The 17,755-nt window shown below is 60.0% G+C and carries 4 protein-coding genes; all 4 read left to right on the top strand.

Annotation, left to right across the window (positions count from 1 at the left end; all coding sequences use genetic code 11):
• Positions 1–174 precede the first annotated feature (174 nt).
• The 4 genes from irp2 (at position 175) to ybtT (ending at position 17,755) form a co-directional block, all read left to right on the top strand.
• A complete protein-coding gene (irp2, locus tag AC236I_RS08645) occupies positions 175–6,282 on the top strand; it encodes a yersiniabactin non-ribosomal peptide synthetase HMWP2 (protein ID WP_487608760.1) in 6,108 nt (2,035 codons plus the stop codon).
• Positions 6,283–6,369: 87 nt separating this feature from the next.
• Complete coding sequence (gene irp1 / locus AC236I_RS08640) at positions 6,370–15,861, top strand: yersiniabactin polyketide synthase HMWP1 (protein ID WP_487608759.1); 9,492 nt, start codon at positions 6,370–6,372, stop codon at positions 15,859–15,861.
• Complete coding sequence (gene ybtU / locus AC236I_RS08635; protein WP_126509518.1) at positions 15,858–16,955, top strand: yersiniabactin biosynthesis oxidoreductase YbtU; 1,098 nt, start codon at positions 15,858–15,860, stop codon at positions 16,953–16,955. Before irp1 ends, ybtU begins: the two co-directional genes overlap by 4 nt.
• On the top strand, positions 16,952–17,755 hold the full coding sequence (gene ybtT, locus AC236I_RS08630) for a yersiniabactin biosynthesis thioesterase YbtT (RefSeq protein WP_069475802.1): 804 nt from the start codon (positions 16,952–16,954) through the stop codon (positions 17,753–17,755). The genes ybtU and ybtT overlap by 4 nt, the downstream gene beginning before the upstream one ends.

Raw genomic sequence — 17,755 nt, 5'->3', positions numbered from 1 at the left:
ATCAATTCCTCCCTGACAGAGGCCCGGATATCCCATCCGGGCCTCTGCGCTTTCTGCCTGCCGCCAACCCGAAACGGGCATAAATAAACCCGTTTCGGGTAGCACTCAATTGTTAATAATTATTATTCTCATGTAGACAATGCTTTTTGGTAAGACGTGCCATCAGGAGGAAGAATGATTTCTGGCGCACCCTCTCAGGATTCGCTGTTACCGGGCAACCGCCACACGGCTGATTACCAACAATTACGCGAGCGGCTCATGCAGGAGCTGAATTTAACGCCGCAGCAGTTACATGAAGAGAGCAATCTGATCCAGGCAGGCCTGGATTCAATCAGGTTGATGAGATGGTTACACTGGTTCCGTAAAAAAGGCTATCGCCTTACCCTTCGCGAACTGTATGCCGCCCCCACGCTGGCCGCATGGCGCCAGTTGATGCGCAGCCGTAGTGTTGAAAAACCGGACGACGAAACACCGCCGGACGAAACCGCCTGGCCGAAAATGGCTGAAAGTACCCCCTTCCCTCTGACGCCGGTACAGCACGCCTACCTGACGGGCCGTATGCCGGGACAGACGCTTGGCGGCGTGGGGTGCCACCTGTATCAGGAGTTTGCAGGCCATTGTCTGACGGCGTCGCAGCTGGAGCAGGCCATCACGACCTTGCTGCAACGCCACCCGATGCTGCATATCGCCTTTCGCCCCGACGGGCAGCAGGTCTGGTTGCCGCAACCTTACTGGAACGGCGTCACCCTTCATGATTTACGCCATAATGATGCTGAAAGCCGCGAGACCTATCTGCAAGCGCTGCGCCAGCGCCTGAGCCACCGTCTTTTACGCGTGGAGATCGGCGAAACATTTGATTTTCAGCTAACGCTCTTACCGGACAATCGCCACCGCCTCCATGTCAATATTGACCTGTTGATTATGGATGCCTCCAGCTTTACGCTTTTCTTCGATGAACTCAACGCACTGCTGGCCGGAGAATCGCTATCGGCTATCGACACCGGCTATGATTTCCGCTCGTATTTACTGCACCAGCAGAAGATTAATCAACCGCTGAGAGACGAAGCGCGCGCCTACTGGCTGGCGAAAGCACCGACGCTTCCTCCCGCGCCTGTCTTGCCGCTGGCCTGCGAACCCGCCACGCTACGTGAAGTCCGTAATACCCGGCGCCGCATGATTGTCCCGGCAACACGTTGGCACGTCTTTAGCCAACGGGCTGGCGAATATGGCGTCACGCCGACAATGGCACTGGCGACCTGTTTTTCCGCCGTTCTGGCTCGCTGGGGCGGCCTGACGCGTCTGCTGCTTAACATCACTTTATTCGACCGCCAGCCGCTGCACCCGGCGGTTGACGCAATGCTTGCCGACTTCACCAATATTCTTTTGCTGGATACCGCCTGCGACGGCGATACCGTCAGCAACCTGGCGCGGAAAAACCAGCTGACGTTTACTGAAGACTGGGAGCATCGCCACTGGTCCGGCGTCGAACTGCTCCGTGAACTCAAACGCCAGCAGCGCTACCCCCACGGCGCCCCGGTGGTATTTACCAGCAATCTGGGGCGTTCCCTCTACAGCAGTCGCGCAGAGTCACCGTTGGGCGAGCCTGAATGGGGCATCTCGCAAACGCCGCAGGTCTGGATAGATCATCTGGCGTTCGAGCATCAAGGCGAGGTCTGGCTGCAATGGGACAGCAACGACGCGCTGTTCCCTCCGGCCTTAGTCGAGACGTTGTTCGACGCCTACTGCCAGCTGATTAACCAACTCTGCGATGACGAAACCGCCTGGCAAAAGCCGTTCGCCGATATGATGCCCGCCAGCCAGCGCGCGATACGCGAACGGGCCAACGCCACCGACGGCCCCATTCCCAAAGGCTTGCTGCATGAAGGCATTTTCCGTATCGCTCTGCAACAGCCGCAGGCGCTGGCGGTGACGGACATGCGTTATCAGTGGAGTTATCGTGAGCTGACAGACTACGCCCACCGTTGCGCGGGCAGGTTAATTGAGTGCGGGGTTCAGCCCGGCGACAATGTGGCTATCACGATGTCGAAAGGCGCGGGACAACTTGTTGCCGTTCTGGCCGTCCTGCTGGCCGGCGCGGTTTACGTTCCGGTTTCGCTGGACCAGCCCGCCGCCCGGCGCGAGAAAATCTACGCTGACGCCAGCGTCCGGCTGGTGCTCATTTGCCAGCACGACGCCGGCGTCTGGTCAGACGCGATACCCGTCCTTGCCTGGCAGCAGGCCATTGAGGCGAAGCCGATCGCCAACCCGGTGGCACGCGCCTCCACGCAACCGGCCTACATTATCTACACCTCCGGTTCTACCGGCACGCCGAAAGGCGTAGTCATTTCGCACCGGGGAGCGCTCAACACCTGTTACGACATCAATAGCCGCTATCAGGTTGGCCCCGGAGACAGGATGCTGGCGCTGTCCGCCCTGCATTTTGACTTATCGGTTTACGACATTTTTGGCGTGCTGAGCGCCGGCGGCGCGCTGGTTATGGTGATGGAAAACCAACGGCGCGATCCTCACGCATGGTGTGAGCTGATCCAACGCCATCATGTCACGCTCTGGAACAGCGTCCCGGCGCTGTTCGATATGCTGCTGACCTGGTGTGAAGGTTTCACCGACGCCACGCCGGAAAATCTGCGCGCGGTGATGCTTTCCGGCGACTGGATCGGTCTTGCGCTCCCCGCCCGTTATCGGGCCTTCCGGCCGCAAGGACAATTTATCGCCATGGGCGGCGCCACCGAGGCGTCGATCTGGTCTAACGTCTGCGAGGTTAAGCAGGTCCCTGACCACTGGCGTGCCATCCCTTACGGTTTTCCTCTAACCAACCAACGCTACCGGGTGGTGGATGAACAGAACCGGGACAGCCCTGACTGGGTGTCAGGCGAATTATGGATTGGCGGCATCGGGGTCGCGGAAGGCTATTTCAACGATCCCCTGCGCAGCGAGCAGCAATTTTTGACGCTCTCCGGCGAGCGCTGGTATCGCACCGGCGATCTCGGCTGCTACTGGCCAGACGGCACAGTAGAGTTCCTCGGTCGTCGTGACAAGCAGGTCAAAGTCGGAGGATATCGCATCGAGCTGGGCGAAATAGAAAACGCGCTCAGCCAGCTGACGGGCGTGAAACAATCAACCGTGGTGGCGGTTGGCGAAAAAGAAAAGACGCTGGTGGCATATGTTGTTCCTCAAGGCGAGGATTTTTGCGTTACCCATCATCGAGACCCGGCACTACCGCAGGCATGGCACGCGCTTGCGGGCGCATTGCCCTGCTGCACGCTCTCGCCAGAGATATCCGCCGAACAGGTCGCCGATTTCCTTCAGCATCGGCTGTTAAAACTGAAACCGGGTCAAACCCCTGGCGCCGATCCGCTCTCCCTGATGAACGCACTCGCTATCCAGCCACGCTGGCAGGCCGTGGTGGAGCGCTGGTTAGCATTTCTCGTTACGCAACAGCGCCTGAAGCCCGTAGCTGAAGGGTATCAAGTCTGCGCTCATGAAGAACGTGAGGATGAACACCCGCATTTCAGCGGGCATGATGTCACCTTAGCGCAAATTCTTCGCGGCGCCCGCGACGAACTGTCATTACTGAACGATGCCCGGTGGTCGCCGGAAAATCTGGCCTTCGACCATCCGGCCAGCGCCTGGTATATTCAGGAACTGGCGACAATTTGCCAACGGCTTGCGCCACGTTTACAGCGCCCGGTACGCCTGCTTGAGGTGGGAACCCGCACTGGCCGCGCCGCAGAATCGCTGTTAACACAGCTTAATGCTGAACAGATTGAGTATGTCGGGCTTGAGCATAGCCAGGAGATGCTGCTGAACGCCCGGCAGAGGCTTTCTCCCTGGTCCGACGCCCGGCTGCTCCCCTGGAATACAGACACGCTGGCGGCGCACGCCCACTCGGCGGACATTATCTGGCTTAACAACGCTCTGCATCGTCTGTTGCCAGAAGACCCCGCTCTCCTGGCAACATTACAACAGCTTGCCGCCCCCGGCGCACTGCTCTACGTGATGGAGTTTCGTCAGTTAACGCCGTCTGCCCTGCTCAGCACGCTCCTGTTAACCGATGGGCAGCCGGAGGCTTTGCTCCATAACAGCGCAGACTGGGCGGCATTATTTACCGCCGCCGCCTTCAACTGCCAGCATGGCGATGAGGTCGCGGGGTTACAACGCTTCCTCGTACAATGTCCTGATAGCCAGGTGCGTCGCGATCCTCGTAAACTTCAGGCCGCCCTCGCCGAACGCTTGCCGGGGTGGATGGTGCCGCAACGAATTGTCTTCCTCGATGCCCTACCGCTGACGGCTAACGGGAAAATTGACTATCAGGCGCTGAAGCAGCGTCATACCCCGGAAGCGGAAAACCGGGCCGAGGCGGATTTACCTCGGGGCGACATTGAAAAACAGGTTGCCACCCTCTGGCAACAACTCTTATCGACGGGCCCCGTCACCAGAGAGACCGACTTCTTCCAACAAGGCGGCGATAGTTTGCTGGCTACCCGTCTGACCGGGCAACTCCGTCAGGCAGGTTACGAAGCGCAATTAAGCGACCTGTTTAATCAGCCCCGGCTGGCAGATTTTGCCGCCACGCTGCGTAAAATCGACGTTCCTGTCGAACAACAATTTGTCCACTCCCCTGAAGAACGCTACCAGCCCTTTGCGCTTACCGACGTGCAGCAGGCTTACCTGGTGGGGCGTCAGCCGGGCTTTGCCCTGGGCGGCGTCGGCTCTCACTTCTTTGTTGAATTTGAAATTGCCGAACTGGACATCACCCGGCTGGAGACGGTCTGGAACCGATTAATCGCCCGCCACGATATGCTGCGCGCCGTTGTGCGTGATGGTCAACAGCAGGTTCTCGCACAGACGCCCCCTTGGGTGATACCCACGCACACCTTCCATACGCCTGAAGAGGCGTTGCGGGTACGGGAAAAACTGGCGCATCAGGTACTCAATCCCGAAGTCTGGCCGGTATTCGATCTCCAGGCCGGATTTGTGGACGGGATGCCCGCCCGCCTGTGGCTGTGTCTGGATAATCTGCTGCTGGACGGGCTGAGCATGCAGATCCTGTTGGCGGAGCTGGAACACGGCTATCGCTATCCGCAACAGCTCCCTCCGCCGCTTCCCGTCACCTTCAGGGACTATCTACAGCAATCCTCGCTCCAGTCGCCCAATGCAGACTCTCTGGCCTGGTGGCAGGCGCGACTTGATGATATTCCGCCAGCGCCTGCGTTGCCGCTGCGCTGCTTGCCTCAGGAGGTTGAGGCGCCGCGCTTCGCTCGCCTGAACGGTGCAATGGACAGTGCGCGCTGGCGTCGTCTGAAAAAACGGGCGGCTGACGCACACCTCACCCCATCGGCCGTGCTGTTGTCCGTATGGTCAACGGTTCTCTCTGCATGGAGTGCGCAGCCTGACTTCACGCTTAACCTTACGCTTTTCGACAGACGGCCACTGCACCCGCAAATCAACCAGATCCTCGGCGATTTCACCTCGCTGATGCTGCTGAGCTGGCATCCCGGCGAGAGCTGGTTGCACAGCGCGCAGTTACTGCAGCAGCGACTGAGCCAAAACCTCAGCCACCGCGATGTGTCGGCAATCCGCGTGATGCGTCAACTGGCGCAGCGGCAAAACGTGCCCGCCGTTTCGATGCCCGTCGTCTTTACCAGCGCGCTGGGCTTTGAACAGGATAACTTCCTTGCCCGGCGCAATCTGCTCAAGCCGGTCTGGGGCATTTCCCAGACGCCGCAGGTCTGGCTCGATCACCAGGTTTATGAGTCCGAAGGCGAACTGCGCTTCAACTGGGATTTTGTCGCTGCCCTGTTTCCTTCGGGCCAGGTGGAACGCCAGTTTGAACAGTATTGCGCATTGCTCAACCGAATGGCCGAGGATGAAAGCGCCTGGCAACGGCCGCTCGCCGCGCTGGTGCCCCCTGCTGAGCACGCGGGGCAACGCGCAGAGCGCCCACAGCGCGTATGCCCTGAGCACGCTCAGCCACACGGTGCGGCGGACGAACGCACGGTCAGCCTGATTTGCGACGCCTTCCGCGAAGTGGCTGGCGTGCCAGTCACCCCAGCTGAAAACTTCTTTGAGGCGGGCGCAACGTCGCTGAATCTGGTGCAACTGCACGTTTTATTACAGCGTCACGAATTTTCCACCCTGACGTTGCTGGATCTCTTCACCCACCCTTCTCCTGCCGCCCTGGCTGATTATCTGACCGGCATCGCCTCGGTGGAGAAAACCCAACGCCCTCGCCCTGTTCGCCGTCGTCAGCGACGGATATAGCGCGAAGCAAACTGATTTTCCCCGGAACGCTATCGTGCATGCATGGCGTTCCATTGACTTTGTGAATCTTAGGAAACGGGACCGATTATGGATAACTTGCGCTTCTCTTCTGCGCCGACAGCAGATTCCATTGATGCATCGATCGCTCAACACTTCCCGGACTGCGAACCTGTCGCGGTTATCGGCTATGCCTGCCATTTTCCTGAATCGCCGGATGGCGAAACGTTCTGGAAAAACCTGCTGGAAGGTCGTGAATGCAGCCGACGCTTTGCGCGCGAAGAGCTTCTGGCCGTCGGTCTGGAAGCCGCCACCGTTGACGATCCTCATTACGTCAATATCGGTACGGTTTTAGAAAATGCCGATTGCTTCGACGCCACTCTGTTTGGCTATTCACGACAGGAAGCGGAATCGATGGACCCGCAGCAGCGCCTGTTTTTACAGGCGGTCTGGCATGCGCTGGAGCATGCCGGTTATGCCCCCGGCGCCGTCCCGCATAAGACCGGCGTTTTCGCCTCTTCCCGGATGAGTACCTATCCCGGTCGTGAGGCGCTGAACGTGACTGAAGTCGCGCAGGTAAAGGGCCTGCAATCTCTGATGGGCAATGACAAGGACTATATTGCCACCCGCGCCGCCTACAAACTCAATTTGCACGGTCCGGCACTCTCAGTACAGACCGCCTGCTCCAGTTCGCTGGTTGCCGTGCATCTGGCTTGCGAAAGCCTGCGCGCAGGTGAATCCGATATGGCGGTTGCCGGCGGCGTGGCGCTCTCTTTCCCCCAGCAGGCGGGCTACCGCTACCAGCCCGGGATGATTTTTTCTCCCGATGGTCACTGTCGTCCTTTTGACGCCTCAGCGGAAGGTACCTGGGCCGGTAACGGTCTGGGTTGCGTGGTTTTGCGTCGCCTGAGAGATGCGCTGCTGTCAGGCGATCCGATTATCTCGGTGATCCTCTCCAGCGCGGTCAACAACGACGGCAACAGAAAGGTCGGTTATACCGCCCCTTCCGTCGCAGGACAGCAGGCGGTCATCGAAGAGGCGTTAATGCTGGCGGCCATCGACGACAGGCAGATCGGTTACATTGAAACGCACGGCACCGGCACACCGCTGGGCGACGCGATTGAAATTGAAGCGCTACGCAACGTCTACGCGCCACGTCCGCAGGAGCAACGCTGTGCGCTGGGTTCCGTGAAAAGTAACATGGGCCACCTGGATACCGCAGCGGGTATTGCCGGATTGCTGAAAACCGTTCTGGCGGTAAGCCGCGGCCAAATTCCGCCAATGCTGCATTTTCACTCGCCCAACCCGGCGCTTAAGCTTGAAGAGAGCCCCTTTACCATACCGGTGTCGGCACAGGCGTGGCAGGACGAAATACGCTATGCGGGCGTCTCCTCCTTTGGTATTGGTGGCACCAACTGCCATATGATCGTCGCCTCGCTGCCCGACGCGCTCAAAACGCGCCTCCCCAATGCCGATGGCGACAGAGAGAGCACCGCGCTACTACTCAGCGCCGCCAGCGACAGCGCGCTGCGGCAACTGGCGACCAATTATGCCGGGGCGCTGGCGCAGAATGCAGATGCCAACAATCTGGCCTTTACGGCCATGCACGCGCGCCGTCTCGATCTTCCCTTCCGCCTGGCGGTGCCATTAAACCGTGAAACCGCCGCTGCGCTCAGTGCCTGGGCTACTGATAAATCGGGGCCGCCTGTTTACAGCGGCCACGGCGCCAGCGGCAAGCAGACATGGCTGTTTACCGGGCAGGGTTCGCACTGGCGCACGATGGGCCAGGCAATGTACCGACATTCGACGGCGTTTGCCGACACGCTGGATCGCTGTTTTTCCGCCTGTAGCGAAATGCTCACGCCATCACTGCGGGAAGCGATGTTTAACCCCGACTCGACGCAGCTGGACAATATGGCCTGGGCCCAGCCGGCGATTGTCGCGTTTGAAATCGCAATGGCGGCGCACTGGCGCGCTGAAGGGCTAAAACCAGACTTCGCTATGGGTCATTCCGTCGGTGAATTTGCCGCTGCCGTCGTCTGCGGACACTATACGATTGAACAGGTCATGCCACTGGTTTGTCGGCGCGGCGCGCTCATGCAGCAGTGCGCGAGCGGCGCCATGGTGGCGGTATTTGCAAACGAAGACACGCTAATGCCGCTGGCCCGCCGCTTTGAGCTGGATCTCGCCGCCAACAATGGCACGCAACATACGGTATTTTCCGGGCCGGAAGCCCGTCTCGCGGAATTTTGCGCCGCACTTTCTCAGCATGACATCAACTATCGTCGTCTGAGCGTAACCGGCGCCGCGCACTCCGCTTTACTGGAACCCATACTCGACCGCTTTCAGGAAGCCTGCGCGGGGCTGCTCGCTGAGCCGGGACAAATACCGCTTATCTCCACGCTCATCGCCGACGTCATCGATGAGTCAACGCTCAATCAGGCGGACTACTGGCGCCGACACATGCGCCAGCCGGTACGTTTTATCCAGAGTATTCAGGTGGCGCATGAACTCGGCGCCCGCATTTTTCTTGAGACAGGGCCTGATGCTCAGCTGGTTGCTTGCGGGCAGCGCGAATATCGCGATAACGCATACTGGATAGCCAGCGCCCGACGTAGCAAAGAGGCGAGCGATGTCCTCAATCAGGCCCTGCTCCAGCTTTACGCGGCCGGCGTCGCCTTACCGTGGGCCGACCTGCTGGCGGGCGATGGACAACGTATCGCTGCCCCCTGCTATCCGTTTGATACCGAGCGTTACTGGAAAGATCGCGCCTCCCGCGCCAACGAGCCTGCCGACGCAGCGCTGTCCGCCGGGCTGGCGGTGGCGAGTCGCGCCGCGACAGCGCTCGATCTCCCCCGTCTGGAAGCGCTTAAACAGTGCGCCACGCGACTGCACGCCATCTATGTCGATCGGCTGGTTCAACGCTGTACCGGCGATGCCATTGAGCACGGCGTGGACGCCATAACCATCATGCGCCGTGGCCGTCTGCTGCCCCGCTACCAGCAGCTGCTCCAGCGCCTGCTCAATAACTGCGTGGTCGACGGCGATTACCGCTGCGCCGACGGACGTTACACCCGCGCCCGTCCCATAGATCATCAACAGCGGGAATCACTGCTGACGGAACTTGCCAGTTATTGTGAAGGTTTTCAGGCCATTCCCGACACCATCGCCCGTGCCGGCGATCGGTTATATGAAATGATGAGCGGCGCGGAAGAACCCGTGGCGATTATCTTCCCGCAAAGCGCCTCCGACGGCGTGGAGGTGTTGTACCAGGAGTTCAGTTTTGGCCGCTATTTCAACCAAATCGCCGCTGGGGTATTACGCGGTATCCTCCAGACGCGTCAGCCCCGCCAGCCATTGCGCATTCTTGAAGTCGGCGGCGGAACCGGCGGGACCACCGCGTGGCTACTGCCGGAACTCAGAGGCGTTCCAGCGCTGGAGTACCATTTCACCGATATCTCCGCGCTGTTCACCCGCCGCGCGCAGCAGAAATTCGCCGACTATGAGTTTGTGCATTACAACGAGCTGGATCTCGAAAAAGAGGCCCAATCTCAGGGTTTCCAGGCGCAGTCTTACGATCTTATCGTGGCGGCGAACGTGATTCATGCCACGCGCCATATTGGCCACACGCTCGACAATCTGCGCCCCCTGCTCAAACCGGGCGGACGCCTGCTGATGCGCGAAATCACCCAGCCAATGCGTCTGTTTGATTTCGTTTTCGGTCCGCTGGTCCTCCCGCTACAGGATATCGGCGCCCGCGGAGGTGAGTTATTCCTCACCACCGATCAGTGGCAACAACAGTGTCGCCGGGCCGGATTCAGCAAAGTGGAGTGGCTACCGCAGGATGGCAGCCCAACCGCCGGGATGAGCGAACATATCATTCTTGCCACGCTGCCCGGTCAGGCGGTTTGTGCAACCTCAGGCAGCGCGCCATCAGACCCGGTGTTGGGACAGGCGTTGACGGATAGCGCTGACTACCTCGCCGACTGGTCTGATTGTGCTGGTCAGCCTGAGCGGTTTAACGCCCGCTGGCAGGAGGCCTGGCGCCGGCTTTCACAGCGTCATGGCGATGATTTTCCCGGGGAGCAGCCCCTCGTCACCGCCCCGGAATGGCTGGGGGACGTTCGTTTAAGCTGGCAAAACAACGCGTTTTCCCGCGGTCAGATGCGCGTTGAAGCCCGTCGTCCTGATGGCGAGTGGCTGCCGCTTTCGCCCGCCGCGCCTCTTCCTGCCCCGCAAACGCATTATCAATGGCGCTGGACGCCCTGCAACGTCGCCAGCGTTGACCATCCTCTTACCTTCAGCTTCAGCGCCAATACGCTTGCGCGCGGCGACAAGCTGGCGCAATACGGCATCATCCACGATCCGCAGGCCTCTTTGCTCCTGATGGTTGTTGAGGAGAGCGAGGATACTCTGGCCTTAGCGGAGAAAGTGATGGAGGCACTTACCGCCAGCACAGCCGGTTTGATTGTGGTCACTCACCGCGCGTGGCGAATCGAGGAAAATGAGGCGCTTTCTGCCTCCCATCATGCTCTATGGGCCTTGCTTCGTGTCGCGGCCAACGAACAGCCAGAACGGTTGATTGCCGCCATCGATCTCGCCGAAAACACCCCGGGAGAAACGCTGCATCGAGGGTTGAGCGCCGTCTCCCTCTCTCAGCGCTGGCTCGCCGCGCGGGGTAACACCCTCTGGCTCCCTTCACTGGCGCCCAATACGGGATGCGCCGCCGAATTACCGGCAAACGTGTTTGCTGGCGATAACCGCTGGCATCTGGTAACGGGAGCGTTTGGCGGATTAGGCCGTCTTGCCGTGAACTGGCTCAGAGAAAAAGGGGCGCGACGCATCGCCCTGCTGGCGCCGCGCGTGGATGAATCATGGCTACGCGACATCGAGGATGAGCAGACCCGCGTCTGCCGTTGTGATGTGGGCGATGCCGGACAACTGGCCACGGTTCTTGATGAACTGGCGGCCAACGGCGGCATTGCCGGGGCGATTCATGCCGCTGGCGTATTGGCTGATGCCCCCTTGCAGGAGCTTGATCACCCCCCGCTGGCCGCCGTTTTCGCGGTAAAAGCGCAGGCGGCAACCCAGCTATTGCAAACCCTGCGCAATCACGGCGGACGTTATCTTATTCTCTACTCCTCCGCTGCCGCCACCCTCGGCGCCTCGGGTCAAAGCGCCCATGCGCTGGCCTGCGGTTATCTCGACGGGCTGGCCCAACAGTTTTCCACCCTTGATGCGCCGAAAACGCTCTCTGTCGCCTGGGGCGCATGGGGGGAAAGCGGTCGGGCGGCCACGCCGGAAATGTTGGCGGCGCTCGCCAGCCGTGGCATGGGTGCGTTAAGCGATGCTGAAGGCTGCTGGCACCTGGAACAGGCGGTGATGCGCGGTACTCCGTGGCGGCTGGCGATGCGCGTTTTCATCGACAAAATGCCCCCGTTACAACAGGCTCTGTTTAACGTCGGTGCTGCGGGAAAAACCGCAACGCCCGTCATCCCTCCTGCTGATGACAACGCCTTTAACGGCAGCCTGAACGATGAAACGGCGGTGATGGCATGGCTGAAAAAGCGGATTGCGGTTCAGCTACGACTAAACGATCCGGCGTCATTGCTCCCTAACCAGGATCTGTTGCAACTTGGCATGGACTCGCTGCTCTTCCTTGAACTCAGTAGCGATATTCAGCACTACCTGGGCGTACGCATCAATGCGGAACGGGCATGGCAGGATCTGTCGCCTCGTGGCCTCGCGCAGCTTATCTGCGGTAAGCCCGAGGCGACGCCTGGCGCTTCGCAGCCGGAAGTATTGCGGCACGACGCCGGTGAGCGTTATATGCCCTTCCCGCTGACACCCATTCAGCACGCCTACTGGCTGGGGCGCACACATCTCATTGGCTATGGTGGCGTTGCCTGCCACGTCCTGTTTGAGTGGGATAAACGCCACGATGAGTTCGATCTCACCGTGCTGGAGAAAGCCTGGAACCAGCTCATTGCCCGTCACGATATGTTGCGCATGGTGGTGGATGCCGACGGGCAGCAGCGAATCCTGGCGACAACGCCGGAATATCGCATCGCCCGTGATGATCTGCGCACGCTTTCCCCGACAGAACAGCGCATAGCGCTGGAAAAACGGCGGCATGAACTTAGCTATCGCGTTTTGCCTGCCGACCAGTGGCCTCTCTTTGAGCTGGCGGTCAGCGAAATCGACGATTGCCACTACCGCCTGCACATGAACCTCGACCTTTTGCAGTTCGATGTGCAGAGTTTTAAAGTCATGATGAACGACCTGGCGCAGGCCTGGCGCGGCGAAACGCTGGCGCCGCTCGATATTACCTTCCGTGATTATGTGATGGCTGAACAGGCGCGTCGACAGACCCCGGCATGGCACGATGCCTGGGACTACTGGCAGGAAAAACTGCCGCAATTGCCCTTAGCGCCCGAGCTCCCGGTGGTTGAAACAGCCCCGGAAACGCCACGCTTCACCACCTTCAAATCGACGATCGGCAAGAAAGAATGGCAGGCAGTAAAACAGCGCTGGCAGCAGCAAGGCGTCACGCCGTCTGCCGCGCTGCTCACGCTGTTTGCCACCGCCCTTGAACGCTGGAGTCGCACCCCGGCCTTTACGCTAAACCTGACCTTCTTCAATCGCCAGCCGATCCATCCGCAAATCAACCAGTTGATTGGTGATTTTACCTCCGTCACGCTGGTCGATTTTAACTTCTCAACACCGGTGACGCTGCAGGAGCAAATGCAACAGACCCAACGGCGCCTCTGGCAAAACATGGCGCACAGTGAAATGAACGGTGTTGAGGTGATCCGTGAGCTGGGTCGCCTGCGCGGGTCACAACGTCAACCGCTCATGCCGATAGTCTTTACCAGCATGCTGGGGATGACGCTGGAAGGGATGACTATCGATCGGGCAATGAGCCATCTGTTTGGCGAACCCTGCTATGTGTTCACCCAAACGCCGCAGGTCTGGCTGGATCATCAGGTCATGGAGAGCGACGACGAGTTGATGTTTAGCTGGTACTGCATGGACAACGTACTGGAGCCAGGCGCTGCTGAAGCGATGTTCAATGACTACTGCGCCATTCTGCAGGCCGTCATGACCAGCCCTGAAAGCCTGAAGACTAGCACCAATGGCATCGCCGGGCATATTCCCCGCCGACGCTGGCCGCTGAGCGCGCAGGCCGACTACGATCTGCGGGATATTGAGCAGGCGACGCTCGAACATCCGCACATCCAACAGGCCAGGGCGGAAATAAGCGATACAGGCGCGTTAACGCTGGATATTGTGATGGCCGACGTTCCGCCGCGCTTAACCGCCGCTTCTGACGGGCACGATCTCGCCCGGCTGGCGCTGCCGTTGCCTGAGCAGGCGCAACTTGATGAGCTGGAGGCGACCTGGCGCTGGCTGGAAGCGCGTGCGCTGCAGGGTATTGCGGCTACGCTAAATCGCCACGGCCTGTTCACCACGCCGGAGATCGCCCATCGCTTTACCGGGATAGCAGAGGCGCTGTCCGCGCAAGCGTCTCACCAGCGCCTGCTGCGCCAGTGGCTACAGTGTCTGACGGAAAGAGAATGGTTAATCCGCGAAGGTGAAAGCTGGCGCTGCCGTATTCCGCTCAGCGAGATTCCTGAACCTCAGCAGGCATGCCCGCAAAGCCAATGGAGCCAGGCGCTGGCGCAGTATCTGGACACCTGCATCGCCCGGCACGACGATCTCTTCTCCGGACGCTGTTCTCCGCTGGAATTGCTGTTCAACGAATCGCTGCGCGTCACTGACGCACTGTATCGGGACAACCCTGCCAGCGCCTGTCTGAATCGCTACACCGCGCAGATTGCCGCCTTGTGCGGCGCAGAACGGATTCTGGAGGTTGGCGCCGGAACCGCGGCCACTGCCGCACCGGTGCTGGAAGCCACGCGGAACACGCGGCAGTCGTACCACTTTACCGACGTCTCTGCGCAATTCCTCAACGATGCCAGAGGCCGTTTCCACGATCAATCATGCGTCACTTACGCATTGTTCGATATCAACCAGCCGCTGGATTTCAGCGCCCACCCGGAGGCGGGTTACGACCTGATCATTGCCGTCAACGTGCTCCACGACGCCAGCCATGTCGTCCAGACGTTGCGCCGATTAAAACTGTTGCTGAAAGCCGGCGGACGCTTGCTGATCGTTGAGGCGACGGAGCGAAACAGTGTATTCCAGCTGGCGAGCGTGGGCTTTATTGAGGGATTAAGCGGATACCGCGATTTCCGCCGCCGGGATGAGAAGCCGATGCTCACCCTTTCGGCGTGGCAGGAGGTTCTTGTTCAGGCCGGGTTTGCCAACGAGCTGGCGTGGCCCGCGCAGGAGTCGTCACCGCTGCGCCAGCATCTGCTGGTGGCCCGTTCACCCGGTGTAAATCGCCCGGACAAAGAAGCCGTGCGCCGCGATTTACAGCAGCGTTTCGGCAGCGGTCTGCCCGTTTTACAGATCCGGCAAAGAGAAACGCTGTTTGCGCCGCTGCATGCTCCATCTGATGCGCTGGTTGAACCTGCTGAACCCATGCCAGCTGCCGGGGGGAACCCGGCGCTGGAAAAACAGGTGGCTGAACTCTGGCAATCGCTGCTGTCTCGCCCTGTGGCAAGACATCACGACTTTTTCGAGTCGGGAGGCGACAGTCTGATGGCGACAAGGATGGTGGCGCAGTTGAACCAAAGAGGGATTGCGAGGGCCAACCTTCAGGATCTGTTCACCCATTCAACGCTGAGCGACTTCTGCGCCCACCTGCAGGCCTGTTCGGCGGGAGAGGACAACCCGATCCCCATTTGCCAGGGCGATGGCGACGAAACCCTGTTCGTCTTCCACGCCTCGGACGGCGATGTCAGCGCCTGGCTCCCGCTCGCCAGTACGCTGAATATGCGCGTTTTCGGCCTGCAGGCAAAATCACCGCAGCGCTTTGCAACGCTTGACCAGATGATCGACGAATATGTCGAGTGCATCCGCCGCCAGCAGCCTCACGGCCCGTACGTGCTGGCGGGTTGGTCGTACGGCGCTTTTCTTGCGGCGGGCGCCGCACAGCGCCTGTACGCCAGGGGCGAGCCGGTTCGGATCGCGTTAATCGATCCCGTGTGTCGACAGGATTTCTGTTGCCAAAACCGGACAGCCCTGCTGCGCCTGTTAGCTGCAGGACAAACGCCTCTGGCGCTGGCGGAACATTTCGACCAACAGGCGCCCGACAGCCAGCTGGCCGACTTTATCAGCCTCGCTAAAACGGCCGGTATGGTGTCGCCAAACCTGACGCAGCAAGCGGCAGAAGCGTGGCTCGACAACATCGCGCATCTGCTGCGTTTGCTGGTTGAGCATACGCCATGCGAAAGCGTTCCGATCCCCTGTCTCATGGTCTATGCCGCCGGGAGACCCGCGCGCTGGACGCCGGCAGAAACCGAATGGCAGGACTGGATAAACAACGCTGACGACTATGTGATTGAAGCCAGCCACTGGCAAATCATGCTGGAGCCTCCCCACGTTCAGGCCTGCGCACGACACATTAAGCGCTGGCTTGGCGCCACCTCAACGCAACCGGAGAACACGTTATGATGCAGTCTGCCATCCCAAAACAACGCGTACTGATTGTGGGCGCCAAATTTGGCGAAATGTACCTTAATGCCTTTATGCGGCCCGGGAAAGGGCTGGAACTGGTTGGCCTGCTGGCCCAGGGAAGCGCGCGATCGAGGGAGCTGGCTCATGCCTTTGGTATTCCGCTGTATACCTCGCCGGAGCAGATAACCGAGATGCCGGATATTGCCTGTATTGTCGTGCGTTCGACCGTCGCCGGTGGCACCGGTACGCAGCTTGCCAGACACTTTCTGACGCGCGGTGTGCACGTCATTCAGGAGCATCCCCTCCATCCGGATGACATCAGTTCATTACAAACGCTGGCGCAGGAACAGGGCTGCTGCTATTGGGTCAACACGTTTTATCCGCATACGCCTGCAGGACGCACATGGCTTAGCGATGCGCAGCAGCTGCGGCGCTGCCTGGCGAAGGCGCCGCCGGTAGTCCACGCCACCACCAGCCGACAGTTGCTCTACTCGACCCTGGATTTGTTGCTGCTGGCGCTGGGCGTGGATGCCGCCACCGTAGAGTGCGACGTGGTCGGCAGCTTTAATGATTTTCACTGCCTGAAACTCCGCTGGCCGGAAGGAGAAGCCTGCCTGCTGCTTCAGCGCTATCTCGACCCTGAGGATCCGGATATGCATAGTCTTATTATGCACCGCCTGCTGTTGGGCTGGCCGGAAGGCCACCTTTCGCTGGAGGCGAGCTACGGCCCCGTCATCTGGTCATCCAGCCTGTTTGTCGCAGACCATCAGGAGAACGCCCACAGCCTCTATCGCAGGCCGGAGATCCTGCGCGACCCACCCGGTCTGACGCGCAGCGTAGCCCCTTTGAACTGGCGTGACTGTTGCGAAAGCGCCGGGCCGGAGGGCGTCAGTTGGCTGCTGCAACAGCTGTGCGGCCATCTGGCGGGCGAACATCCGCCAGCGGCCTGCCACAGTGCTCATCAGATAGCGCTATCCCGTTTATGGCAGCAGATATTACGTAAGGCTGGCAGCGCGGAGATCAGACGCTTTACGCCGCCGCACCACGACCGCTTAGTCGGTTTCTACACCGATGATAAGGAGGCGCTGTGATGCAATCTACAATGTGTATCCCGCTGTGGCCCGCCCGGAGCGCCAATACTGCGCATCTGGTCATGTGCCCTTTCGCTGGTGGCAGCAGTAGCGCGTTTCGCCACTGGCGAGATGCTCAAATGGCGAACTGCGCGCTTTCCCTGGTGATCTGGCCGGGGCGCGATCGCCTTCGCCATCTGGCGCCGGTCAGAAGCATTACGCAACTGGCGGAGCTGCTGGCCAACGAACTGGAAGAGACGCTATCGCCTGATACACCGCTTTTACTCGCCGGGCACAGCATGGGCGCTCAGGTGGCGTTTGAAACCTGCCGACTTCTGGAACAGCGGGGGCATGCGCCGCAAGGACTGATTATTTCCGGGTGCCATGCCCCGCATCTGCGTTCTGAACGCCAGCTCAGCCACCGCGATGATGCCGACTTTATCGCTGAGCTGATAGACATTGGCGGATGTTCTCCTGAACTGCGGCAAAACAAGGAGTTAATGTCGCTGTTTCTTCCTCTCCTGCGCGCTGACTTTTACGCCACCGAGAGCTATCACTACGACTCGCCCGATGTCTGTCCCCCCTTGCGCACTCCCGCGCTGCTATTGTGCGGCAGCCACGATCGCGAAGCCTCCTGGCAACAGGTCGATGCCTGGCATCAGTGGCTGCGCCACGTTACAGGCCCGGTCGTGATTGACGGCGACCATTTCTATCCCCTTCAACAATCCCGGTCTTTTTTTACGCAGATTGTCCGCCATTTTCCCCACGCATTTTCTGCGATGACCGCTTTGCAAAAACGGCCCAGCATTTTAGAAAGGTGA

The organism is Klebsiella sp. Sb-30 (genome assembly GCF_057652795.1).
The sequence above is the reverse complement of the archived record's forward strand: the minus strand, read 5'-3'. Positions and strand labels throughout refer to the sequence as shown.

Excerpts from the sequence above, each read along its gene's own strand:
- irp1 (WP_487608759.1), top strand. The coding sequence starts at position 6,370 with ATGGATAACTTGCGCTTCTCTTCTGCGCCGACAGCAGATTCCATTGAT.
- ybtU (WP_126509518.1), top strand. The coding sequence starts at position 15,858 with ATGATGCAGTCTGCCATCCCAAAACAACGCGTACTGATTGTGGGCGCC.
- irp2 (WP_487608760.1), top strand. The coding sequence starts at position 175 with ATGATTTCTGGCGCACCCTCTCAGGATTCGCTGTTACCGGGCAACCGC.